This window comes from Pseudomonas sp. Q11, assembly GCF_024494355.1.
GTDB classification, from domain to species: Bacteria; Pseudomonadota; Gammaproteobacteria; order Pseudomonadales; family Pseudomonadaceae; genus Aquipseudomonas; species Aquipseudomonas hefeiensis.
Genome location: NZ_JAKNQY010000021.1, coordinates 1 through 23,928 on the forward strand (window position 1 = coordinate 1; position 23,928 = coordinate 23,928).

Here is a 23,928-nt window from a genome sequence, read left to right on the forward strand (position 1 = left end):
CTTCAATATTCCAACCTCTTGATTTTCTGTAAGAAAATTCGGGGATCCCTCAGGGACAGACCACGTTTTCTGTGATGTATTTTTAGGGGCTGAAACAGTAGGAAATATAACGAGGTGATGTCTTTTCTTGGGGGGGCTAAGCTTTTGACTCGACTTGTATGAAAAGGACTCTCCCTATATGCCACGCAGAGCGCGCGTCTTGATACCGGGTGTACCCTTGCATCTAATTCAGCGAGGGAATAATCGATCGGTTTGTTTTTTTTCGGATGATGATTATCTTTTTTATATGGAGCTGCTCGCTGAGCAAGCCAGTAAAAGCGGATGTGATATTCATGCGTGGTGTTTAATGAGTAATCATGTCCATTTGTTGGTCAGTCCTCAAGAGCAAAGTAGTGCGGGCTCGCTTATGAAGGGCATAGGGCAGAGATATGTGCAGTACGTGAATCGTACATATGGACGCAGTGGGACCCTATGGGAGGGGCGCTTTCGCTCATGTCTTGTTCAAAGTGATAGCTATGTTTTGGCTTGTTATCGTTATATAGAAATGAATCCTGTCCGGGCAAAGATGGTAACGCATCCGGCGGAATATCGTTGGTCGAGTTATCGTGCTAACGCACAATCAGAATCTTCGTATTTTATTACCCCGCATGCTCAGTACCTGTCGCTTGGGGGGGCGAATATATCGACTGCAGAAGCTTACAGGGAGCTTTTTAGAAACGATTTGGGTGTAGGGCTGGTTGACCAAATTCGGGCCGCGACCAATGGTAACTATGTGCTTGGTGGCTCGCGATTTGCTACTGAAATTGAAGCGATGATCGGACGGCGAGCTCAGCGGGGCCGCCCGGGGCGTCCGGGAAGGCGCTCATTGCCTTAGTTAGAAAACGTGGTCTGTCCCCGTATTCCCTTCTTTAGCAGTGCCACCTATCCCGGCGATGTGAATCCGCTTCGCGATTACGGGACAGAGGCCGCTAAGGCTGCGTTGGAAATTGCGTTGCTGAAGGGGGCAGGGAAGTATCTGGATGGGACTGGGGCTTCGGTGCTAGTCTCGGGGGGGGGCAAAAGGTGTAGGAGCCGCAGGCCAAAAGCTGCCATCTGCTTTACCAGATAACTTGACTGGTTATGCGAACCCGAAAGATATCCGGTTCACGCAAGATAGTGTTTCGAATACCTTCAAGGATGGCCAAGCTCTCCAGTCAACAATTGACGGGCTGAAGTCAGGGAGAATTTCTCCAGATGACTTGCCTCCTATCCGGGTATTTGAGAAGGACGGAGCGGTTTACAGTTTGGATAATAGACGATTGCTTGCTGCGTCTGAGGCGGGCGTTCCAATTAAAGTTGTTCCGGCTACGCCAGCAGAGGTTGCCAAGGAAGGATGGAAAATGACTACGCCCAATAATGGTTCGATTATCTGTGTTCGAGGCGTTTGTAAGTGAGGGTCGTATGAGTTTTGAACGAGTTAGAGATATACAGACAAAAGAAGATCTTGCGGATTTTGTTGGAGAGTTCAGAGAAGGATTGGTACTTAATCCCAATGACTGGGAAAATCCGGACTTAGAGAGATTTTTAGCTGCAATGGAAGCCTGGATTAGGTCAATAGATATGTATGCAAAAAACTCTGGCGATAGTGATGTTGCTAGCCCTAGCTGGAGTACTTTTGCAAAGATATTGTGTGCATCGAAAGTTTATGAGTAGTTGTTCTGCATAGACTTCACTCAACACCGGCCCTGTGCCGGTGTTGTTTTATCTGCTTACTGCAGATAACGGGGGCAGACCACGTTTTCTGTGATGTAGAAACGTGGTCTGTCCCCGTATTACTAAAGAAGATCTTGCGGATTTTGTTGGAGAGTTCAGAGAAGGATTGGTACTTAATCCCAATGACTGGGAAAATCCGGACTTAGAGAGATTTTTAGCTGCAATGGAAGCCTGGATTAGGTCAATAGATATGTATGCAAAAAACTCTGGCGATAGTGATGTTGCTAGCCCTAGCTGGAGTACTTTTGCAAAGATATTGTGTGCATCGAAAGTTTATGAGTAGTTGTTCTGCATAGACTTCACTCAACACCGGCCCTGTGCCGGTGTTGTTTTATCTGCTTACTGCAGATAACGGGGACAGACCACGTTTTCTGTGATGTAGAAGCGTGGTCTGTCCCCGTATTACTATCAGTCGATTGATCCGTGAGGTGATACGAGCTCTGCCGGTGCCATCCTTGAGCTTTTTCAGCCAGGATCGGAATTTGCTAGATTCGATCTTCTTCATGAAATGTAGTCTGTAAAATACAGAAAAAGCAAGGCTGCATATTTAGGGTCAAGCGTGTGCCTTGTTATTCCATTAATTAGAAAGTGAAACGGGCGACCCAGAGGTCGCCCGTTTTCGTTACTCAGCAGCTTGCGCCCGCAACCGTCTCCCAATCACATCCAGCACATCACACCCATCACGCAACGCTATCGTCAGCATCTTGCAGAAGTCCGTAAGCACCACCGTATCGGAGCTGATATCCGACCGGAACGCGATGTTTTCAAGTAACTGGGTCACGGTGCGGATGCGGTAGTCGGCGGTTTCGAAGAGGACGTCCAGCGGGGCTTCGGTGTCGATGAGCAGGGTGGCCGGGGTGCAGTCGATTCCGGTGATGGGCATGTATCTGGTCATAATCAGAGTCTCGAAAGTTGATGAGTCTCTCTGTAGATCGGGTCGCCAAACCCGGTCGCCTTTTTGGGGGACGAGGGACTATAGGGCGACCCGCTCTTGAGCTACAAGACACCGCTTTCCGAGCTTCATGTAGGACCTTTGGCCTGGCAGTTGTCGGCTTTGGCTGAGGCAACGCAGGCGACTGCTGCGCAGTCGAGCGGGAGCAAGCTCCCTCGCCACAGGGTTCGCGCTCGACTTGCGCGGGTTGGCGTATCAGCCATGGCAGCAGCTATGAGGCTTCGCTTCCTCGTATTTATCGTGATGTCGCACCCAATCCATGATTTCGTCTTCGTTGCGGCCCTTGGGCGTGAGGTCGAGGTAGTTGTAGGTGCCGACCAGGATGTCGAGGCCGCGGGCATAGGTGGAGTAGGTGTGGAAGATGTCGCCGGCTTCGTTGCGATAGAAGACGCTCAGGCCGGGGAGTTCGCCTTCGGTGGTGTCGGTTTTTTCGTAGTTGTAGGTGGCTTTTTTGGCTGAGACGTCTTCGGGTTTGAAGCTGACGCCGAAGTCGTAGTTGAAGTCGCAGCCTTCTGACGAGACCCAGTCGAAGGTCCAGCCCATGCGACGTTTGAACGGCTGGAACTCGGCGAACGGCGCGCGGGAGACGGCGACCACGGCGACGTCGTGGTGGGCCAGGTGTTGGTTGGCGCCGTCGATGTGGTCGGACAGGAACGAGCAGCCCTGGCAGCCTTCTGTCCAGCCGGGGCCGAACATGAAGTGGTAGATGATCAGTTGGCTGCGGCCGCCGAACAGGTCGGCCAGGCTCAGTTCGCCGTGGGGGCCCTGGAAGCGGTAGGGTTTGTCGATTTTTACCCAGGGCAGGGCGCGGCGTTCGGCGCTGAGTTTGTCGCGTTCGCGGGTGAAGGCTTTTTCGTGGATCAGGTGCTGGCGACGGGCGGCGAGCCATTCTTCCCGCGAGACGACGGCATGATTTTCTACGTTCATGGTGAATTCTCCTGCGTGGCAGAGCCGCTGAGTCGGCACTTTCTGTAAGTGGTCGTCTGGCCCTGGATGAATTCGACAAGCCGTTGGTCGGCTTGTGAAATAGCCCATCGGTAAGCCCGGCTGAACGGCGGCGTAGCGCCTCGGTCACACCTTAAGTAGGCATCTCACTCTTTGGAGGATGGACCAGGATGACGACTTATAACTGGGACTTGATCGAACGGTTGTTGCACGAAGTGCAGAACGGCGCCGGCCACAGCTTTACCCCTCGGCCTTATGCGGAGCAGTACGCGGCCGAGAAAGCGGCTGCAGGCGAGGAGATCGAGAACCTCGATCATCTGAAAACGGTCGCCGGGGAGTACGAAAAGTTGCTGCTGGAGCGCGGCTATATCGAGCCTCGGCCAGAGGAAGACGGCGGTAACGGCGAGAACTTTGTGCTGACGGTGCGCGGCTCGCGGTTGTTGAGCCTGATCGACAGCAGCATCCCGGGCAATGATCATCCGCGCCAGGTGCTGGATGAGCAGGACGATGCGCTGGATGAATTTACCTTTGATGAGGTGGCTTCGAAGGCGCAAATTGCCTAGAGCCGGGCGCAGATATTGTGGGAGCGGGCTTGCTCGCGAAAGCGGTGTGTCAGTTAACAATTATGTCGACTGATACACCGCTTTCGCGAGCAAGCCCGCTCCCACATTGGATCTCAGTGGTTTTATGAACGGGTTGCTTTCAGGCACTTCAAGTCGCTGAAATCCTTTTTCACCCGGTCGATCTTCCTTAACAAGTGTTCGCGCTGCTGCGGGGTGCTGTCGGCCATCACGTCCACCAGCAGGCTGCGGGCCTGGGCTTCGGTTTTGTCGAAGGCCTGGCGGTAGGCGGGGGTCCATAGGCTTTCGCGGTTGACCAGCAGTTGCTCGATGCGTTTGGGGAAATCGGGGCGGTGGCGCTGGGCCACGGCTTCGCTGAACTGGTTCTGCCAGTGAGCGCGATTGGCGATCCATTGCTGGTTTTGATCGCCCAAGGCGCGGGACCAGGCTTGCACGCGTTGGCGCTGGGTTTCGCTGAGCGGGCCGAGCCAGTCGTTCAGGCGTTTCTCCATGCGTTCGCTGCGCTCCTGGATCTGCTGTTGCAACGTCGGCTTGAGGTATTGCTGCTGGCGTTTGCGTTGGTCTTTGACGAACGCGGCGTCCATGTCGGCGACCTGATCGTCGTTCAACCCCTGCAATAACTCGATGGCCGACGGCGTGATTTCCCGGGCGGTTTCGGCGATGGCGGCCCTGGCCTCCCTAGTACGCTGTTGCAGGGCCTGGTCGGTCACCTGGTGGGTTTGCACCATGTTCTTCAAGCGGTCCAGCCAGTCAAGGTAGCCGGGCAGTTGTGTGGTGCAATGCCAGTTCAGGTGTTCATTGAGACGGTCGTTGAACCAGTCCTTTTGCTCGCCATTGATGTCCAGATAGTCGTTGAGCGTCCAGGGGATGATCAGGTCGAGGTTGCGGTAGGCCAGACCCACGCGGCTGCAGGCGGTGACGGTGAGCAGCAGGGCCATGAGCAGGGCGATGCGAGTGAACCAGCGCGACATAGCGAGTCCTTGCGAAGGCATGGGTTGCGAAGGTGTAACTGTCTTGTTTGAGCATGGCAGGTGCGCGGCAGTTCAGCCGATCGAATAAGTAACGCTTGGTAAAAAGGGTCAGTAAAAAGGGTGTGCCATCTTGAGGGTCAGCAGGCCGTCGCATTCGCTGTTGTGGCCGGAGTACGCCGAGCAACTGCTGCCGCTCAGGCTTGAGTCGCTGTAGATCAGGTCCAGGTCGATGCCTCTCCAGGGGCGGGAAATTTTCAACGACCAGTCGCTGAAACTGCCTACGTAACCGTCCTCCACCGACACCGGTGAGTTGTACTGGTGGGTGGTGTACTTGGCGCTGATGCCAATGCCAAACGGCACGTTGCCGCCCAGGTCGGCAAACAGGGTGCTGTTCTGTTTGTCCGGGTCGTTGCTGAAGGCTGCGCCGAAACGGCTGCCCAGCATGGTCAGGCCACCGAAGAATTCCTGGCTGTCGAGCGTGTCAAGAGTGGGATAGCTGTAGTGGATCAGGCCGATTTCGTAACCCAGGGTCTGGTCGAAGGGCTGTTTAAAGCCCATGTAGGAATCGACTTCAAGATTGCTCGAGGGGCTCAGGCCAACGCTGGGCGACCACTGGCCTACGTACCAGCCGCTGTCGTGGCTCAGGTCCAGGCCGCCATGAAACGAGCCGGTGCTCGACGGCGTGACCAGGCCCTGGGCCATGCTGCGGCTGGGCGTGGTGCCGAGTTTGAGGTCGAAGTCGCCGAGCTCGTGCTGAAACACCTGCCCATGGGCGAAGGGGCACGCCAGCAGGCTGAGCGTCAGGGAGACAATGGGAAAGCGCACGCTTCACTCCATGGATAGCGAGGAGCAGGAACGGACATCAAGCTGAAACACTTGAGCTAGAGAGGTGCAAGCATACCGGCGAATGCTCGGCAGCGAAGGCCGTTCGTCGTTTTTTGCAGGATGAGGGTAAGCGGGGAGGTTCCAGTCCAAGCGCTTCGAAGCTCAAAGCGCTTTGGGACTAGGTGACGCGCGGGTTACTTCTTGCCCAGGCTGATCTGCTTGGACGGACCGAATGTCTGGCCGCTGACGCCCTTGGCAATTTGCTGGATTTCACCGCCGGACTTGAGGAATGCAGCGATCTGGTCGTTGATAGACTCGCTGGTTTCAACGGCTGGAGCGGGCTTTGCTTTGCTGTTGGATGCTTTTACGCGCATGACGGCCATTAACCTGTAAATAATTAATTGGGCCAGGCATCGTACAGGAAATACTTGACAATTGCTTGGCAAATATACCCCTCAATTATCACGCCGGGCGCTGGAATAAGGGGCGATTAATGCCGTCATTATTGCCCTAAGCCACTGTTTTAAATAGCAACCCTCTGGACTGTATAACTTAAAATCGGCTGGCCGAAACGGCCTAGTGGGCCATTGTCTGCCTGACGAATGGCTGCATACGCGAGGAAAACCCACGGAAATCAACGGCTGCACAAGGCCCTTCTGGCCGCCCGCGCCAGAGGCCACGAAACACGCCGCAAAACCGGGTAGAATGCCGCCCACGCAATGAGGGTATTGGAAATGGCTTTAGTCGGGCGCTACAACAGTTTGCAAGTGGTTAAGCACACTCACTTCGGTTTATATCTGGACGGCGGGGCGGACGGCGAAATTCTGCTGCCCAATCGTTATATTCCCAAGGATATTCCCAGCGAAGATGAAGACTGGCTCAATGTTTTTATTTATCTGGACAGCGACGACAAACTGATCGCTACCACGGAAAAACCCAAGGTTCAGGTCGGTGAGTTTGCCAGCCTGAAAGTGGTTGAAGTCAACAGCATCGGCGTGTTCCTGGACTGGGGTCTGCCCAAGGACTTGCTGCTGCCGTATTCCGAAGAAAAGCGCCAGATGACCGCCGGCGAATATTGCGTGGTGCACGTCTACCTCGACAAACACACCCGCCGCATCACCGCCACGGCGCGCCTGGACCGTTATCTGGACAAGACCCCGGCCAACTACACGCCGGGGCAGGAAGTCGATTTGCTGGTCGCCGAAGCCACCGACATGGGCTTCAAGGCGATCATCAATAACAAGCACTGGGGCCTGATTCACAAGAACGAAATCTTCAAGTTCATGCGCGCCGGCAAGCAGGAAAAAGGTTTCATCAAGGAAATTCGCCCGGACGGCAAGATCAGCTTGAGTTTGCAACCGGTGGGCCAGGAAGCGGCGACCAGCCTCAACGCCAAGATCCTCGCCAAGTTGCGCGAAAACAACGGCACGCTGCCGGTCAGCGACAAGAGCGACCCGGTGCTGATCAGCAGTTTGTTCGGCGTGAGTAAGGGCAACTTCAAGAAAGCCATTGGTGCGCTGTACAAGAATGGGCAAATTGTCATCCATGCTGATCGGATTGAGTTGAGTTGAGTTGAGTTGAGTTGAGTTGAGCTGACTGAACACAGAACCCTGTGGCGAGGGAGCTTGCTCCCGCTGGGCCGCGAAGCGGTCCTAAGAAGCTGTGTTCAATTCACCCTGACACTGCGCGTTCTCAGGTTTGGGATTGCTGCGCAATCCAGCGGGAGCAAGCTACCTCGCCACAGGGTGTGTATACAAAACCCTGCACCTTTAGCATGCACCTGCGCCCTGTTCGTGGGCGCACTCCTGCTCTTGACCGGCTTATCCCCCCGCCACACACCGCAGTTTGTCTCACATTCCCCACCTATGGCACGCATTCTGCGTAGCAACCCGTATACAAACCATGCCGGCTCCCGTGCGCAGTATGGTGAGCAGGGCGACGCGGGGGCACGGCGGTACTCAAAAGGAGCCCCGCAATGTCCGAGCAATTGCCCAACGGCTACAGCCCTCGTCTCTATAACGAAGACCTGGGTCCGCTGCCGCAGAAATGGAACTGGTACAACATTTTCGCCTTTTGGATGAGTGATGTGCACAGCGTCGGCGGTTATGTGTTCGCTGCCAGCCTGTTCGCGTTGGGGCTGGCGAGTTGGCAGGTGTTGATTGCGTTGCTCTGCGGCATCTGCATCGTGCAGTTGATCGCCAACCTGGTTGCCAAACCGAGCCAGCAAGCGGCGGTGCCGTATCCGGTGATCTGTCGGCTGGCGTTTGGGGTATTCGGCGCGAATATTCCTGCGGTGATCCGCGGTTTGATCGCTGTGGCGTGGTACGGCATTCAGACGTACCTGGCTTCCAGCGCGCTGATCATCGTGGTGCTGCGGTTTTTTCCTTCCATGGAAGTCTATGCCACGTCGCAATTTGCCGGTTTGTCCTACTTGGGCTGGTTCGGTTTCCTCAGCTTATGGTTCGTCCAGGCGCTGGTGTTCTGGGCCGGTATGGAGTCGATTCGCCGCTTTATCGATTGGGCCGGTCCGGTGGTGTATGCCGTGATGTTCCTGTTGGCTGGCTGGATCGTATGGAAAGCCGGCTGGAGCAATATCAATTTCACCCTGGCGGAGAAGTCCTTGTCCGGCTGGCAAGCGTTCGGTCAGGTGATTGTGGCGACGGCGTTGGTGGTGTCGTATTTCTCCGGCCCGACCCTCAATTTTGGCGATTTCAGTCGCTACTGCCGGAGCATGTCTGACGTGCGCCGGGGCAATTTCTGGGGGTTGCCGGTGAATTTCCTGGCGTTCTCCCTGGTGACCGTGGTGATTGTTTCCGGGACCTTGCCGGTGTTCGGTGAAATGCTCCATGACCCGATCGCCACTGTGGCGCGCATCGACAACAATGTGGCCGTCTTGCTGGGCGCCTTTGCTTTCGTGACCGCCACCATCGGCATCAACATTGTTGCCAACTTCGTCTCCCCGGCGTTCGACTTCGCCAACGTCGCCCCTAGCAAGATCAGCTGGCGTGCCGGCGGCATGATTGCAGCGGTGGCGTCGATTTTCATCACGCCGTGGAACCTGTTCAACAACCCTGAAGTGATCCACTACACCCTGGACGTGCTGGCAGCGTTCATTGGTCCGCTGTTCGGGATTCTGCTGGTGGATTACTACTTGATCAAAAAGCAGCAGATCGATGTGGACGCGTTGTTCAACGACGGGCCAAGCGGACGCTATTACTACAGTGGCGGCATCAACTGGACGGCGGTCAAGGCGCTGGTGCCGGCGACGTTGATGGGCGTGGCGATTACCTTCACACCGATGTTGCAACCGATGGCCAATTTCGCCTGGTTCACCGGTTGCTTCCTGGGTGGAGTGTTGTATTTCGCTCTGGCGCGACGCGAGCCGGCCGTGCAGTTGAACAAATCGCTCAGCCCGGCCGGCCAGGCCTGATCAACGCAGGGCGGTCTGGGTGCAGGGGGTTACTGCGCTGCGACTGGCGGGGCGTAGCAACAGTCCGCCGGCCAGCAGCAGACCGCTGCCGGCGACGATCAGCGCCGGTTGCAACCCGCCGCTGAAATGGCTGCTCAGCGCCGCCAGCAGCGGCCCGCTGAGTTGGCCCACGGCAAAACAGGCGGTCAACAGGCCGGCGTTGCGCTGGGTAGCGTGGGGCGCCAGTTCCCGCGAGCGCAACATCACCAGCTGCATGCAGGCCAGGAACGGCGTGCCACACAGGATCACCCCCAACGCCAGCCCCGGCCCGCTACCCAGCAGGCAGGCAAATACGCCGGCGGCTTGCAGCCAGAGCGTACCGATCAGCCAGCGGCCGGTGGTGTTCGGATTCGGCCGCCGCAGGCTGACCAGCAGCACGCCGGTGGCGGCGGCCAGGCCGAAGCAGGGCCAGAACAGATCGGCCTGCCATTGCCCATGGAACTGCGCCGAAGCCATCTGCGACAGGAACGTTGCCGGGATGATGTAGCCCAAGCCGTACAGGGCGTACACCACGCCAAGTCGTGCGATGCCACGGTTCGGCGAGGAAGTGACCGGCGCGGCGACGGTCGTGGTTGTGGCGGGTTGCGGCAGGATCGGCAGGATCACCAGCAGCATCGCCAACGCCACGCCGGCATACACCAGCCACAGGGTCGCGGAGGTCTGGCCCAACAGGTTCGAGCCCAGGGCGAGCAAACCTGTGAGGAAAATCCCCAACCCCGGGCCGGCAAACACCAGGGCGCCGAGCCGTGGTCGTCCCGCCGCCGCTGCCAAGGGTTGGCTCAGGGCGGTGATCATCACCACCACCCAAGCACTCGCCACGCCGGTACCAAAGCGCAATGCCAGGTGTGGCCAGAAACCCCAGGCCCAGAACGAGGCCAAGGTCAGCAACACGCATAGCCACAAGCCGCCGAGCAAACGCCGCCGCACCTGTTCCGGGCGGCGGGCGAACATGGCGTCCAGCGCACCGAGGAAATAACCCAGGTAGTTGGCCGCGGCAATCAGACCGGCGGAGGTCAAGTCGAGCTGGCCCTCGCCGATTAAGTGAGGTAACTGGGGCGTAAGAGCGAAGCGGCCAATGCCCATGGCCATCATCAGGGCGATCAAACTGCCGAGCAGACGAATAAGAGGTGACATGGTCGTTCTCCAGGGTGAGGCGAATGACCGTCAGGCTAGGACTGATTGACTTTCATTAAAAATGAATAATAGTGAGTAACTTGTTCATTTTTGGAGAATGTCGTGGAGTTCAGCCAATTGCGGATTTTCCAGGCCGTAGCCGAGGAAGGCTCCATTACCCGCGCTGCCGAGCGGCTGCATCGGGTGCCGTCGAACCTCTCGACCCGGCTCAAGCAGCTTGAGGAGCAACTGGGCGTGGATCTTTTCCTGCGCGAGCGTCAGCGTTTGCAGCTATCGCCGGCGGGAAAAGTCCTGCTGGACTATGCGATCAAGCTTTTTGCCTTGCACGACGAAGCCCATGCTGCCGTGCGGGGCGGGCAACCGGCCGGGGATTTTGTGTTGGGTACGATGTACAGCACGGCGGCGATTCATTTGCCGGACCTGCTGGCCGGTTATCACCGCACCTACCCGGCGGTGAACCTGCAGGTGCAGTCGGCGCCCAGTGGTGAGTTGCTCGAAGGCTTGCTCACCGGGCGCCTTGACGCGGCGCTGGTGGACGGCCCGCTGGAGCTGGCGGGGTTGGACGGGGTGCCGTTGTGCGACGAGCGGTTGGTGCTGATCACCGAAGCCGATCACCCGCCAGTGCGCAGTGCGCTGGATGTTCAGGGCCGGTCGGTATTCACCTTTCGTCAGGGCTGTTCCTACCGCATGCGCCTGGAAGCCTGGTTTGCCCATGACCATGCGGCCATGGGCCGGGCGATGGAGATTGAGTCTTATCAGGGGATGCTGGCCTGTGTGATTGCCGGCTCCGGGGTGGCGCTGATGTCCGAGTCGATGCTCGCCAGCCTGCCGGGCCGCGAGCGTGTGAGGATGCATCAGTTGGCCGAACCGTTTGCCCGTGCAACGACCTGGCTGATGTGGCGCAAAGGGATGGTTGGGGCCAACCTCAACGCTTGGATCGAACTGCAGCAACAGGCCTGGCCGCGCGTGCCTCTGATGGTGGAACGATCAGCTTGAGCGCCCGGCGTTGGATTTTGATGGATTCAGTAACAGATCATTGCAATGTGTGACGAGCATTGCTTAGCACTTCGGACTATTATCAGTGCGAAGGGGCCACAGAATTCTGCCGCTAGTACTACCCTGAAGGGGGCACCACGATGAAAGAGAAAATCCAGAACTGGCTTCATGACTTGGGTGTCGCGCTCGGCCTGATCGAGCCGCCTATGCAACCGATCCCTATCCGCACCGATGACGAGCAACGCCGCCGCCAGCCGCGCCGCCGGTAAAGACACCGCAGAATATCGGAGAGATCGCAGTCTCAGGCTGTTTCAGTTGAAACAGCCTGAGACTGCGATCTTTTTTTTTGTTTTGTAGCTAAACCTGTGGCGAGGGAGCTTGCTCCCGCTGGGCTCTGTAGGAGCTGGCGAAGCCTGCGATCTTTTGATCTTTCGCTTGAGATTCAAGTGTCAGGGGAAAGATCGCAGCCTCGTTGAGCTCGACAGCTCCTACACAACACAGCTACTACGGCGCAGTCGAGCGGGAGCAAGCTCCCTTGCCCCGGGGACAGTGTTTGGACTCGCGCTTCGGTAAAAAAGCAAAAAAAAGGTGTGGCCACCGACGCCACACCCTTCGAAGAAAACTGCTTTCAGACCGCCTTGGCCACCACCTTCGACCGGGGCGACAACAGGCTTACCACCACAAAACTCACCAGTGCCACGCTCAGGCTGTAGTAGATCGGCGTGTTGGCGTCCAGGCCGTCCTTGATCATGAAGAACAGCGCGGTCAGAAAGCCCAGCGACATGCTGGTGATCGCGCCGGCCGTGGTTGCGCGTTTCCAGTAGATGGCGCCGATCAGCGGAATCAGCATGCCGCCCACCAACAGGTTGTAGGCCAGGGTCAGGGCACTGATCACATCGCTCACCACCAGGGCGATGCCCAACACCACCACACCCAGCAGCAGGGTCGCGATGCGGTTCTCGTGAACGTCGCCATTGCCGCTTTCACGGCCCTGGCGCAGACGCGGCAGCAGGTCCTGGACCACGGTGGTGGAGGCTGCCAGCAGGCCGGCCGCGGCGGTGGACATCAAGGCTGCCAGGGCCGCGGCGATCACCAACCCGCGAATGCCGTTGGGCAGGGTGGTCTGGACGACGCTGGCAAAGGCGTTGTTGACGTTTTCCAGGTCCGGCAGCAATACCTTCGCCGCCATGCCGATCAATGCCCCGGCCAGGCCGTACAACACGCAGTACAGGCCAGCGGCGGTACCGGCCACTTTCGCCACGCCTTCGCTACGGGCGGTGAACACCCGCTGCCAGATGTCCTGGCCAATGAAGATGCCAAAGAAGTAGATCAGGAAGTAGGTGAGGATGGTGTCCCAGCCAATCGCGGTGAAGTCGAAGTAACTGGCCGGCAGGGCTGCCACCATCGCGTCCCAGCCACCCGCATCGCTGATGGACATCGGCATCAGCAGGAACACCAGGCCGACGGTCATGATCAAAAATTGCACGATGTCGGTGAGGGTCAGCGACCACATGCCGCCAATGGTGGAATACAGCACGACGACACCGCCGCCCACCAGGATCGACACCCAAAACGGCAGGCCGAACAACACCTGCATCACGGTGCCGATGGCGATGGTCGAGGTGGCGCCGATCATCAACGCATAAACCAGCATGATCAGCGCACTGGCGTGGCGCGCAGCCGGGTTGTAGCGGCGCTCCAGCACTTGGGTCACGGTGTAGATCTTGAGTTTGAGCAACGGTTTGGCGAGGAACAGGCTCAGGCCGACGATGCCCAGGCCGATGGCGCCGCACAGCCAGAAACCGGAAATACCATGGACGTAGCCCAGGCGCACGGTGCCGATGGTGGAGGCGCCGCCCAGGACGGTAGCCGCCATGGTACCCAGGTAAAAGCCCGGGCCGAGGTTGCGTCCGGCGACCAGGTAGTCGTCACGGGTCTTGGCGCGGCGCATGCCGTACCAGCCCAGAGCGATCATGCCGGTGGCATAGATGAGAACGACGATTAAATCCAAAGCCATGATGGCGTGTCTCCGATTGTCTTTTTTATAGTGAAGTCGGCTGGCACCGTCCCTGGCACCGCAACCTCTGTGTGAACGCGCTTTTGTGGCGAGGGAGCTTGCTCCCGCTGGGCTGCGAAGCGGCCCCTGATGGCGACTGCTGCGCAGTCGAGCGGGAGCAAGCTCCCTCGCCACGGGTATTTCGTTGATCTCGGGTCAGGCGGTCTGTCTGAGGGAGGGTTTATCGATTGGCACCGAAGAACCCTTGCTACGCGGATCATCCGGCCCATATACCTGCGCCGGCTCCGGAAACAACCCAAGCAGCACCAGGTAAATCACCGAGGCCAGGCCCAGGGTCACCGGCAGGCCGATGTCGATGCCGCCGGCCAGTTCGCCCAGCGGTCCGACGAACTGCCCGGGCAGGTTGACGAAGCACAGCCCCACCAGTGCGCTGGGAATCCAGGCTCCCAGGCCGCGCCAGTTCCAGCCGTGGGTGAACCAGTAGCGGCCGCCGGTTTCGCCACGGGTGAACACTTGCAGGTCATCCGGGCAGTAGAAGCCGCGGCGCACCAGCAGGCCGATGATCATGATCACCATCCATGGCGTGGTGCAGGTGATGATCAGCACAGCGAAGGTCGATACGCTTTGCACCAGGTTCGCGGCGAAGCGCCCGATGAAGATGAAGGCAATCGACAGCACGCCGATCAGCAGCGTGGCCTTGACCCGCGACAGCAGCCGTGGAAACACACTGGACATGTCCAGCCCGGTGCCATACAGCGCCGTGGTGCCGGTGGACATGCCGCCGATCACCGCGATCAGGCACACCGGCAGGAAGAACCAGGCCGGCGAGACTGCCAGCAGGCCGCCCACATAGTTGTTGGCGGCGATGTAGTCCGGTGCCTTGATCGCCACGATGGTGGCGGTGGCGAGGCCGAACAGGAACGGGATCAGCGTCGCCAGTTGAGCGGCGATTACCGCCAGCATGATGCGTCGCTTGGGCGTATTGCGCGGGATGTAGCGCGACCAGTCACCCAGGAACGCCCCGAAGGAAATCGGGTTGCTCATGGCTACCAGCGCCGCGCCGATGAACGCCGCCCAGAAGCCTGGCTGGCCGAGGCCGACGGTGCCGGCGAACTGGCTGTCGAAGGTCGGCGCGAAGGCGACGATGCCCAGCAGGAACAACAGGCTGGCGGCCCACACGGCGATGCGGTTGACCCACAACATGAAACGAAAGCCATAAATACACACCGTCAATACCAGCAGGGCGAACAGGCCGTAGGCCAGGCCCAGGCTCAGGTCGGTTTCCGGCACGCCGATCAAGCGCTTGGCGCCACCGATCAACGCATCTCCCGAACTCCACACCGACAGCGAGAAGAACGCGATGGCCGTCAGCAGCGACAGGAATGAGCCGACGATCCGCCCGTGTACGCCGAAATGCGCCCCGGAGGACACCGCGTTGTTGGTGCCGTTGAGCGGGCCGAACAGACCCATGGGCGCGAGGATGATCGAACCGAGCACCACCCCCAGCACAATCGCCCAGACCCCGGCCTGGAACGAGAGGCCGAACAGCACCGGGAAACTGCCGAGCACGGCGGTGGCAAAGGTGTTGGCGCCGCCGAAGATCAGTCGAAACAGATCCGTCGGGCCAGCGGTTCGTTCATGGTCCGGGATCTGTTCAACCCCGTTGGTTTCGATTCGCGTAAGGCTGTTGTCGTTATTGTTATGCATGATCTGCTCCGATCATAAAGGCGCGCTCATCGTGTGCGAGCGTCGTCTGTTTGGCTAAGGGGGTGGCAGCCCTTCCGGCATCGCGGACAAATGTTCATGGCAGGCCAGCCATAGGCCCTGTTGTTCTTGTGTGCGCCCTTCCTGCTTGCGGAACAGGATGGTTTCGCGTTCCTGGCTAAAGTGTCGCTCCCCTTGCATGCGCAACTCGGTGGCCACGTCATGGATGAAAATCGCCACGTCCCCTTGCAGGCTGACGAAGGCGTTGCTCGAGGTACACGACAGCACCTCGAAGCCATCCTCGGACCGCCAGCGGTCCCACAACGCCTGGTAGGCATTGCGAGACAACAGAGGCTGTTCGAGGGTGTAGAACACGAAACTCGCGTCGGGTGTGAATGCGCCGAAGTAGGCGTCACGGTCATTGCGGGCGAAGGCCGACACCAGTTCAGCGGCGGCCTTGAGTACTTGATCCTGATCGTTCATGACCGCGCCTCAGCGATGGACCACACCGGGCAGTACGCAGAGCATCTCGTACAGCAGGTTGGCGCCCAGCAGCGAGGTGTTACCGGTGGTGTCGTAAGGCGGCGAGACTTCTACCAGATCGCAACCGACCAGGTCCAGGCCCTGGCAGCCACGTACAATTTCGATGGCCTGGATGGTGGTCAGGCCACCGATTTCCGGGGTGCCGGTGCCGGGCGCCCAGGCCGGGTCGATGCCGTCGATGTCGAAGCTCAGGTACACCGGGCCGCCGCCGACCTTCTCGCGGACTTCGGCCATCAACGGTGCGAGGGATTTGTGCCAGCACTCTTCGGCCTGGACTACGCGGAAACCCTGGTTGCGGCTCCAGTTGAAATCCTCGGCGGTGTAGCCCTGGGCCCGCAGGCCGATCTGCACCACGCGGTCGCAATCGAGCAGGCCTTCTTCCACGGCGCGGCGGAAGGTGGTGCCGTGGGCGATTTTCTCACCGAACATGTGATCGTTCACATCGGCGTGGGCGTCGATGTGCACCAGCCCGACCTTGCCGTGTTTCTTGTGGATGGCCCGCAGGATCGGCAGGGTGATGGTGTGATCGCCGCCCAGGGTCAGGGGAATGACGTTGTGTTCCAGAATCTTGTGGTACGACTCTTCGATGATCCGCACGGCGTCCAGCAGGTTGAAGGTGTTGATCGGCACATCACCGATATCGGCCACCGACAGCGAGTCGAACGGCGCGGCACCGGTGGCCATGTTGTAGGGGCGGATCATCACCGATTCAGCGCGGATCTCGCGAGGCCCGAAGCGGGTGCCGGCGCGCAGGGAGGTGCCGATGTCCAGCGGCACGCCAACGAAAGCAGCATCCAGGCCGGCAGCGGTTTGCAAATGGGGGAGTCGCATCATGGTGGCGATGCCGCCGAAGCGCGGCATTTCGTTGCCGCCCAGTGGTTGGTGAAGAATCTTGTCCACGGGTAGGGCCTCATCGTTGTTTTATTTATCAGGGGTCGATTCTGCGAAAAGCTCGGGAGGGGAAGAATCGCTGAGGGCAAATACTTAGTTCAGATTTTTCTAAACTAATGCGGGATGGGGCGATAGACTCCGCTTCAGCGCAGTCCTGGGGGACATGATGCCCCCCTGTGGCGAGGGAGCTTGCTCCCGCTGGGTTGCGAAGCAGCCCCAAAATCATTCACCTCGGCGCATCAGTTAAATCGCGTCGACAGGTTTTGCGACGGCTGCGCCGTCGAGCGGGAGCAAGCTCCCTCGCCACAAGGGCACGGCAAGTTCTATGCATTGTGTAATCTGGAGTTCCCCATGGCCAACGCTTTACCCGACCTGAAACTGCTGCGCATTTTCGTCAGCGTGGTGCGGCACCAGGGGTTCGCCAATGCCCAGCACGAACTCAACCTCTCCACGTCGGCCATCAGCACCTACATGAGCCAGCTCGAAGCGGCCCTGGGCCTGGTGCTGTGTCATCGTGGGCGGGGTGGCTTCAGCCTGACCAGCAAGGGCGAGTTGTTCCACCAGGAAACCTTGCGCCTGTTGGGCGAGCTCGAAGGTTTCGAGCAATACGCCGCCGCGCTGAAGGGCGAGTTGCGCGGCACGTTGAATCTGGGGGTGATTGATTCCACCGTCAGCGACAAGGCCCTGCCGTTCGCCGAAGCCATCGGCGCCTACAGCCAGGAGCATCCGGCGGTCCACCTGCACCTGTCGGTCATGAGCCCTTACGAGCTGCAACTGGGCGTGCAGGACAACCGCCTGGACCTGGCCATCGGCGCGTTTTCCACGCGCATGAGTGGCCTGGTCTACATGCCGCTGTACCGTGAGCAGCACTGGTTGTATTGCAGCAACCGTCACCCGTTGTTTAACGAGCGGCGTATCCCCGAGCAACTCATCACCCAGCAGCGCATGGTCGGGCGCGGTTACTGGAGCCAGGCCGAACTGGCTCGCCATGGCTTCAAGCACAGCGCGGCGACGGTGGAGAGCATGGAGGCGCAGTTGATCCTGGTGCTGTCCGGCGCCTACGTCGGTTACCTGCCTGAACACTACGCCCAGGCCTGGGTCGACAAGGGCGATTTGCGGGTGTTGCTGCCGGCCACTTTCGGTTATCAGGCACCGTTTTCGATGATCGTGCGCCGTGGCCGCAGCCGTGAGCCGCTGATCCAGACTTTTCGCGACCTGCTCAAGGCGCAGCTCAACCAGGCCTGAGGTGCCGTCATGTCCAGAATTCATTGTCCGCGCTGCCACAGGCCGCAAAGCCATTGCCTGTGCCCGCTGATCCCCAGCCTCGACAGCCGCACCCGCGTCTTGCTGTTGCAGCATCCCAGCGAGGTTAACCACGCCTTGAACACCGCCCGCCTGGCGGCGTTGGGGCTGCGCAACGCCGAGTTGATCGTGGGCGAGGTGTTCGAGGATTTACCCCGGCTGCTCGATCAACCGGGTTATCAGACGCGATTGTTGTTTCCGGCTGACGATGCGCAGCCGCTGCAAGCCTACGGGCCGTCTGATGAGCCGCTGCTGTTGGTCGTTCCCGACGGCACCTGGCGCAAGGCGCGCAAGTTGCTGCACCTCAACCCTCTGTTGGCGGCGCTGCCGAGGGTGACGCTGGCCGAAGCCAGCGTGTCTCGCTACCGCTTGCGCAAGGCGCCTGGGCCTGGGGCGTTGTCGACGGTGGAGGCGGTTGTCCAGGCGCTGCAAACCCTTGAGGCACCGACCCGTTTTGAGCCGTTGCTGAGGCCGTTCGAGGCGTTGATCGAGGGGCAGATTGCGGCGATGGGGGAGGAGGTTTTTCGGCGTAACCATGCTGAGAAATGAGTGGTGCCTTTGCTGGCCTAATCGCGAGCAGGCTCGCTCCCACAGTTGATCTCCTGTGCATGCAAAAATCTGCTAACACCACAGATCCAATGTGGGAGCGAGCCTGCTCGCGATAGCGGTAGAACAATCAAATAAAGTCTCAGCTCAAGGCCTACCGCTCACGCATCGCCTCAGTCCGCGCCTTCAACACCGGCTTGAGCAAGTAATCCAGCACACTTTTCTCCCCGGTAATGATGTCCACCGTCGCCACCATCCCTGGAATGATCAGCAGCGGTTTGGCATCCCCGCCCAAGTGATTTTTATCTGTGCGCACTTGTATCAGGTAGAAGCTGTTGCCCTTGTCATCGGTAATGGTGTCGGCGCCGATCAGTTCGAGCCTGGCGCTCATCCCGCCGTAGATCGTGTAGTCATAGGCGCTGAACTTGACCATGGCTTTCTGGCCCGGATGCAGGAAGGCCACGTCCTGGGGGCGGACCTTGGCTTCGATCAGCAGGTTGTCTTCCAGCGGCACGATTTCTGCCATGTCACTGCCCGGCTGCACCACGCCGCCGATGGTGTTGACCTTGAGTTGCTTGATCACCCCGTACACCGGCGAGACCACGGTGGTGCGGGTCACGCGGTCGTCGATGGCAATGCTCGACGCAGTGATTTTTGACAGCTCCGTGCGTTTCTCGTTGAGTTCCTTGGCCGCCTCGGAACGGAAGGACTGTTCCGACTCGTCGATCTTGCTTTTGATTTCGTTGATTGCCGATTCGGCCCGAGGAATCGCCAGGGTCGTGGCGTTGAGCGAACCACGGATTTCCACCGCGCTGCGTTTGAGCCGCAGGATTTCCACCGGCGACACCGCTCCAGTGCGCACCAGCGGCGCCGACATGTTCATCTCCTCTTGCAGCAGGGCCAGGCTGGAACTGAACTGGCCCTGCTTGGAGCGAAACTCCGCCAGCTCCTGGGTTTTCTGGCGCAGTTGTTCGGTCAGCGTCCGCTGTTCGCTGGCCAGGCGCCGCTGCCGTTGTTCATACAGTGAGCGCTCATCTTCGGCCACCTGCGGGGCCTTGCTGATGACTTCTGCGGACAATTCGAAGGGCCGGCCCTCGGCTTCGGCCGACAAGCGTTCGACCTGGGCGGTCAGCGCATAGCGGTCGACCTCGCTCTCGCCCTTGTTTGACAGAAACCGCGTGTCGTCCAGGCGCAGCAGGGTGTCGCCCTTGTTCACCATCTGGCCTTCGCGCACGAAAATTTCGGTGACGATGCCGCCCTCCAGGTTCTGGATCACCTGAATCTTGCTCGAGGGAATGGCCTTGCCTTCACCGGTGGTGACTTCCTGCAACACCGCCAGTTTGGCCCACACCAGCGCGGTGATGATCAACCCGGTCGCCAGCCACACGGTGACCCGCGAGCGCCGCGGCGAATCCTGCAGCGCCGCGCCGGCGGTTTCCGGCATGAATTCGCTTTCGGCGCTTTTGCTGAAACTGCCGAAGTAGCTTCGGGCCGCTGAATCGGGTGTTTGAGCAGACATGGGCGATACCCGTCAGTTAGAAAAAACAAAGCCGAACACATACCTGTGGCTTGAGAGGGTTATCTGTGGGAGCAAGGCTTGCCCGCGATGAAGCTAATGCGGTCTCACTGGAACCGAGGCGCCTGTATCGCGGGCAAGCCTTGCTCCCACAGGTAGCGGTGTTGTTTCTATACCGCCGCGGACCCCACCCGTCCCTTGCGCAGCGCATCAATCACCGCTTCTTTCGGTCCGTCGGCCACGATCCGACCGTTATCCAGCACCACCAGCCGATCCACCAGGCTCAGCATCGACGTGCGATGGGTCACCAGCAGCACTGTCTTGCCCTGCACATGTGTATGAAGCTTTTGCCGCAACACATCTTCGCTGCTGTTGTCCATGGCGCTGGTGGGTTCGTCCAGCAGCAGGATCGGCGGGTCGAGCAATAGGGCCCGGGCCAGCAGCACGGCCTGGCGCTGCCCACCGGAGAGCAACTGCCCGCGCTCGCCCACCGGGCGGTCGAAGCCCTGGGGGTGCTGGCGGGCCAGTTCGGTGACGCCGGTCAGTTCCGCCACTTCCAGCATGCGTGCGTCGCTGATGTAGCGGGCGCCGAGGGTGAGGTTGTCCCGCAGGCTGCCGGCCAGCAGCGGCAGGTCATGGGCGACATAGCCGATCTGCTGGCGCAGGTCCGCCACGTCCAGTTGCCGAAGGTCCAGCCCATCGAGCAGCAACTGGCCTTCCTGCGGCTCATAAAACCCCATCACCAGACGCGCCAGGGTGCTTTTGCCCGAGCCACTGCGACCGATGATCCCGACCCGTTCGCCGGGCTTGAGGCTGAAACTCACATTCGCCAGCGCCGGGGCGTTCTGGCCGTCGTAATGGAAGGTCACGCCGCTGACGTCCAGTGCGCCCTGCAATTGGGTGCGATCCAGCGGCCGTTGTTTGGCATCGCGCTCCTGGGGCAGCGCCATCAGCGCATCGGTGCTGCGCATGGTGAGTTGGGCTTGCTGGTAGCGGGTGATCAGCCCGGCGATCTGCCCCAGCGGCGCCAACACCCGGCTGCCGAGCATGTAGGTCGCCACCAGCGCGCCGACGCTGAGGTTGCCGGCGATGATGCTGTAGACCCCGGCGACGATAGTCGCCATGCCGGCCAGTTGTTGCAGGAACAGCGTGCCGTTGGTGGCCAGTGCCGAGAGGCTGCGCGCGTGGCTGTCCAGGCGGGTGAGGGCGCCGTGGGTGCTTTCCCACTGATGCTGGCGCTCGCTTTCGGCGCTGCAGGCCTTGAGGGTTTCCAGGCCTCCGAGGGTTTCAATCAGCAACGCCTGACGCTGCGCGCCCAGGGCGAGGCTTTTTTGCACGGTGTCGCGCAGGCGTGTCTGGATGATCATCGCGAAAATAATGGTGAGCGGAAAAGCCACCACCGGAATCACCACCAGCCAGCCACCCAGCAACCCGATCACCACCAGCATCAGCACGGCGAAGGGCAGGTCGATCAAGCTGGTGAGGGTGACAGCGGTCAGAAATTCCCGCAGGCCCTGGAAGTCATGGATGCTCTGGGCGAACCCGCCGATGGTCACCGGTTTGGCCTTCATCGCCATGCCGGTGATGCGCTCGAACAGGGTCGCGGAGAGGATCACGTCGGTTTTCTTGCCGGCGGTGTCCAGCAGATGGGCGCGCACCACGCGCAAAACCAGTTCGAAACCGGTGCCGATCAACAGCCCCACGGCCAGCACCCACAAAGTCGACGTGGCCTGGTTTGGCACCACGCGGTCGTAGGTCTGCATGACGAACAGCGGCACCATCAGCCCCAGCAGGTTAATCAGGAAACTCGCCAGGATCGCGTCGCTGTACAGCCAGCGCGACAGTTTCAAGGTGTCACGAAACCACGCCTCGACCCGTGGCACCAAAGGTGCGCGCAGGTCTTCGAGCTCATGGCGCGGCCGGGCGAACAAGGCCTGGCCGCTGTAGACGGCATTCAGTTCGTCGCGGCTGACCCACTGCTCGCCGCCATCGGCTTCGCTGGGCAGGATCAGCGCCTGGCCGTCCTCGCCCCAGCGCCGCAACACGGCGCAGCGACCACCGGCCAGGATCAGCATCACCGGCAGGTTGAGCGGCGAAATGTCGGTCAGGTCACGGCGCAGCAAGCGCGCCTGCAAACTGGCCCGGGCCGCTGCGCGCGGCAGCAGGTCCAGGCTCAGACGTTGGTGCGCCATTGGAAGCCCGGCGCCAAGGCTGGCGCGGCTGACTGTCGCGCCATGGAGTTTGCAGAGGATCAACAGACCGTCCAGCAAAGGATCATCGAAATTCAGCCGCGGATCGGTGCTGGGCGTTGCGGGTTCCATGCTGGTCACATTGATCGCTCCCATTTTTTGGGGGGCCTACTTCAGCTCGGGCAGCCGCGCTTCGTTTTTGACTTCTGTTTGAGCGACCGCGTCGGCCGGCAGCACCACCCGCTGTTTGCTCAACAACTGGCCCATGTTCGCCAACACCCGATACATCGAGTATTCCTCGGTGTAGCGCACTTCGGTGTAGCGACGGTTGGCGTTGTACAGCTCGTTTTCGCTGTCGAGCACATCGAGCAGGGTCCGCTGGCCGAGGCCGAACTGGTCCTGATAGGCAGCGCGTACACGGGAGGTGGTTTCGGCGTATTCCCGGGCGGTGGGGGTCTGTTTGCGGGCGTTGAGCATCGCGTTCCAGGCCAGGCGGGTGTCTTCGTTGAGCTGGCGCAGGGCGTTGTTGCGGATGTCCATGGCCTGGTTGATCTGGTGGGCATTGGACGCCAACCGCGCCTTGTCGCTGCCGCCGCGGAACAGGTTGTAGTTCATCACCACGCCAACCCGCCAGTTGTTGTCGTGACCTTCTTCGCCACCGAGGTTGTTATTGGCGCCCACCGCCGCCTCGGCGTCGAAGCGTGGATAGAACGGCGACTTGGCCACTTCATACTGGCTTTCGGCGGACTGCACGTCGGCCTGGGCTGATTTCAGGTACGGGTTGTTATCCACCATGCTTTGCTGGGCTTGGAGCAGGTCAGCGGGCATCTCGCCTTTGGTCGAGGGCGGTGTTTCCAGCTCATCGGGCATGCGCCCGACCACGCTGTAGAAGTTTGCTTCGGCGTCGGCCAGGTCGACCTGGGCGGTGTCGAAGTTGTTTTCCGCCAGGGCCCGGCGAGCATTGGACTGATCGGAGTCGGCGGTACTGCCCACGCCACGCTCGGTGCGCAGGCCGATCTGGTCGTTGACGCGCAGGTGAGCCTGCAGATTGTTCTTGGCCAGCGTCACCAGCTCGCGGCGCTTGAGCACTTCCAGATAAACCTCGATGGTGCGCAGCGCCAGGTCCTGGGCAGTGCCTTGGGCGTAGTAGGCCCGGGAATTGACCACACCTTTGGTCCGCTCCACTTCATTGGCGGTGTTGAACCCGTCGAAAAGCATCTGCCGCAGGCGCAGCTCCGATTGGGTGTAAGTCAGGATATTGGTGTGGTGGTTGCCCAGCGCCCGGGTATTGGTGTTGTCGCTGTAGCCCCGGCCGTAGCCGGCATTCAAATCCACCGACGGGAAGAACCCCCCTCTGGCGACCTTGACGTCTTCGTTGGCCGACAGACGGCTATCGACCCGCTGTGCCAGTTCCGGGTGAGTAGCAATAGTGCTCTGGATCGCTTCGGTCAATGACATGGCCTGCGCTGAAGAAGAGCAGGCCATGGCCAGCAAAACCGCGCTGCAGAGGGGGGAAAGAACGCGCATGGGGTGCATCTCCTTAGGTCTGTTGTGCTTCGCTGTCGCCAAAATATTGACGTATTTAAGATCAAAAC

22 protein-coding genes are annotated in these 23,928 nt (G+C 59.8%); 9 read left to right on the forward strand and 13 right to left on the reverse strand.

Annotated elements, in window-relative coordinates:
* Positions 1–217 precede the first annotated feature (217 nt).
* Positions 218–874, forward strand: a complete 657-nt coding sequence (locus MA884_RS20160; protein ID WP_256232132.1) for a transposase — start codon at positions 218–220, stop codon at positions 872–874.
* Between the two features lie 566 nt (positions 875–1,440).
* Positions 1,441–1,692, forward strand: a complete 252-nt coding sequence (locus tag MA884_RS20165; protein ID WP_256232133.1) for a hypothetical protein — start codon at positions 1,441–1,443, stop codon at positions 1,690–1,692.
* A gap of 682 nt (positions 1,693–2,374) precedes the next feature.
* Here the strand turns inward: MA884_RS20165 and MA884_RS20170 are convergent.
* Entirely contained in the window at positions 2,375–2,647 is a 273-nt protein-coding gene (locus tag MA884_RS20170; protein ID WP_256232134.1) for a hypothetical protein, read from the reverse strand.
* Positions 2,648–2,899: 252 nt separating this feature from the next.
* On the reverse strand, positions 2,900–3,631 hold the full coding sequence (locus MA884_RS20175; RefSeq protein ID WP_256232137.1) for a thioredoxin family protein: 732 nt from the start codon (positions 3,629–3,631) through the stop codon (positions 2,900–2,902).
* A gap of 188 nt (positions 3,632–3,819) precedes the next feature.
* On the opposite strand from MA884_RS20175, the gene MA884_RS20180 reads away from it, so the two are divergent.
* Complete coding sequence (locus MA884_RS20180) at positions 3,820–4,212, forward strand: transcriptional regulator (protein WP_256232138.1); 393 nt, start codon at positions 3,820–3,822, stop codon at positions 4,210–4,212.
* Positions 4,213–4,334: 122 nt separating this feature from the next.
* Here MA884_RS20180 and MA884_RS20185 read toward each other — a convergent pair whose 3' ends face one another.
* The 3 genes from MA884_RS20185 to MA884_RS20195 all read right to left on the reverse strand — a co-directional run bounded on the left by MA884_RS20185 (position 4,335) and on the right by MA884_RS20195 (position 6,409).
* Entirely contained in the window at positions 4,335–5,201 is an 867-nt protein-coding gene (locus MA884_RS20185) for a DUF6279 family lipoprotein (protein ID WP_256232140.1), read from the reverse strand.
* Between the two features lie 108 nt (positions 5,202–5,309).
* Positions 5,310–6,026, reverse strand: coding sequence for a TorF family putative porin (locus MA884_RS20190; RefSeq protein ID WP_256232142.1), 717 nt, complete (start codon positions 6,024–6,026; stop codon positions 5,310–5,312).
* Between the two features lie 194 nt (positions 6,027–6,220).
* Positions 6,221–6,409, reverse strand: coding sequence for a hypothetical protein (locus MA884_RS20195; protein ID WP_018607615.1), 189 nt, complete (start codon positions 6,407–6,409; stop codon positions 6,221–6,223).
* 351 nt (positions 6,410–6,760) lie between these two features.
* On the opposite strand from MA884_RS20195, the gene MA884_RS20200 reads away from it, so the two are divergent.
* Both MA884_RS20200 and MA884_RS20205 read left to right on the forward strand, forming a co-directional pair.
* A complete protein-coding gene (locus MA884_RS20200; protein ID WP_047227905.1) occupies positions 6,761–7,597 on the forward strand; it encodes a S1 RNA-binding domain-containing protein in 837 nt (278 codons plus the stop codon).
* Positions 7,598–8,001: 404 nt separating this feature from the next.
* Positions 8,002–9,456, forward strand: coding sequence for an NCS1 family nucleobase:cation symporter-1 (locus MA884_RS20205; protein WP_256232143.1), 1,455 nt, complete (start codon positions 8,002–8,004; stop codon positions 9,454–9,456).
* Here MA884_RS20205 and MA884_RS20210 read toward each other — a convergent pair whose 3' ends face one another.
* Positions 9,457–10,629, reverse strand: coding sequence for an MFS transporter (locus MA884_RS20210; protein ID WP_256232145.1), 1,173 nt, complete (start codon positions 10,627–10,629; stop codon positions 9,457–9,459).
* Between the two features lie 102 nt (positions 10,630–10,731).
* On the opposite strand from MA884_RS20210, the gene MA884_RS20215 reads away from it, so the two are divergent.
* Together MA884_RS20215 and MA884_RS20220 are read left to right on the forward strand one after the other, a co-directional pair.
* Positions 10,732–11,625, forward strand: a complete 894-nt coding sequence (locus tag MA884_RS20215) for a LysR family transcriptional regulator (RefSeq protein ID WP_256232146.1) — start codon at positions 10,732–10,734, stop codon at positions 11,623–11,625.
* A gap of 140 nt (positions 11,626–11,765) precedes the next feature.
* Positions 11,766–11,894, forward strand: coding sequence for a PA1414 family protein (locus MA884_RS20220; RefSeq protein WP_256222727.1), 129 nt, complete (start codon positions 11,766–11,768; stop codon positions 11,892–11,894).
* A gap of 359 nt (positions 11,895–12,253) precedes the next feature.
* Here MA884_RS20220 and MA884_RS20225 read toward each other — a convergent pair whose 3' ends face one another.
* The 4 genes from MA884_RS20225 to speB form a co-directional block, all read right to left on the reverse strand.
* Positions 12,254–13,642 (reverse strand): sodium:solute symporter, encoded by a 1,389-nt coding sequence (locus MA884_RS20225; RefSeq protein ID WP_256232148.1) that lies wholly within the window; start codon positions 13,640–13,642, stop codon positions 12,254–12,256.
* 195 nt (positions 13,643–13,837) lie between these two features.
* Positions 13,838–15,352 (reverse strand): cytosine permease, encoded by a 1,515-nt coding sequence (locus MA884_RS20230; RefSeq protein ID WP_256232230.1) that lies wholly within the window; start codon positions 15,350–15,352, stop codon positions 13,838–13,840.
* Positions 15,353–15,403: 51 nt separating this feature from the next.
* Entirely contained in the window at positions 15,404–15,829 is a 426-nt protein-coding gene (locus MA884_RS20235; RefSeq protein ID WP_256232150.1) for a nuclear transport factor 2 family protein, read from the reverse strand.
* A gap of 9 nt (positions 15,830–15,838) precedes the next feature.
* Complete coding sequence (gene speB, locus MA884_RS20240) at positions 15,839–16,789, reverse strand: agmatinase (protein WP_116642951.1); 951 nt, start codon at positions 16,787–16,789, stop codon at positions 15,839–15,841.
* Positions 16,790–17,131: 342 nt separating this feature from the next.
* On the opposite strand from speB, the gene MA884_RS20245 reads away from it, so the two are divergent.
* Positions 17,132–18,025 carry a LysR family transcriptional regulator gene (locus MA884_RS20245; RefSeq protein ID WP_256232151.1) on the forward strand — a complete coding sequence of 298 codons (894 nt, stop codon included), beginning with the start codon at positions 17,132–17,134 and terminating at the stop codon, positions 18,023–18,025.
* A 9-nt stretch (positions 18,026–18,034) separates the two neighbouring features.
* Complete coding sequence (locus MA884_RS20250) at positions 18,035–18,631, forward strand: tRNA-uridine aminocarboxypropyltransferase (protein WP_256232152.1); 597 nt, start codon at positions 18,035–18,037, stop codon at positions 18,629–18,631.
* A 151-nt stretch (positions 18,632–18,782) separates the two neighbouring features.
* On the opposite strand, the gene MA884_RS20255 is transcribed toward MA884_RS20250, so the two are convergent.
* The 3 genes from MA884_RS20255 to MA884_RS20265 all read right to left on the reverse strand — a co-directional run bounded on the left by MA884_RS20255 (position 18,783) and on the right by MA884_RS20265 (position 23,860).
* A complete protein-coding gene (locus tag MA884_RS20255) occupies positions 18,783–20,147 on the reverse strand; it encodes an HlyD family type I secretion periplasmic adaptor subunit (RefSeq protein WP_256232153.1) in 1,365 nt (454 codons plus the stop codon).
* A 167-nt stretch (positions 20,148–20,314) separates the two neighbouring features.
* Positions 20,315–22,474, reverse strand: coding sequence for a type I secretion system permease/ATPase (locus tag MA884_RS20260; RefSeq protein WP_256232154.1), 2,160 nt, complete (start codon positions 22,472–22,474; stop codon positions 20,315–20,317).
* A 27-nt stretch (positions 22,475–22,501) separates the two neighbouring features.
* The gene (locus MA884_RS20265) at positions 22,502–23,860 is read right to left on the reverse strand and encodes a TolC family outer membrane protein (protein ID WP_256232155.1); all 1,359 of its coding nucleotides are present in this window, start codon (positions 23,858–23,860) and stop codon (positions 22,502–22,504) included.
* Positions 23,861–23,928 lie beyond the last annotated feature (68 nt).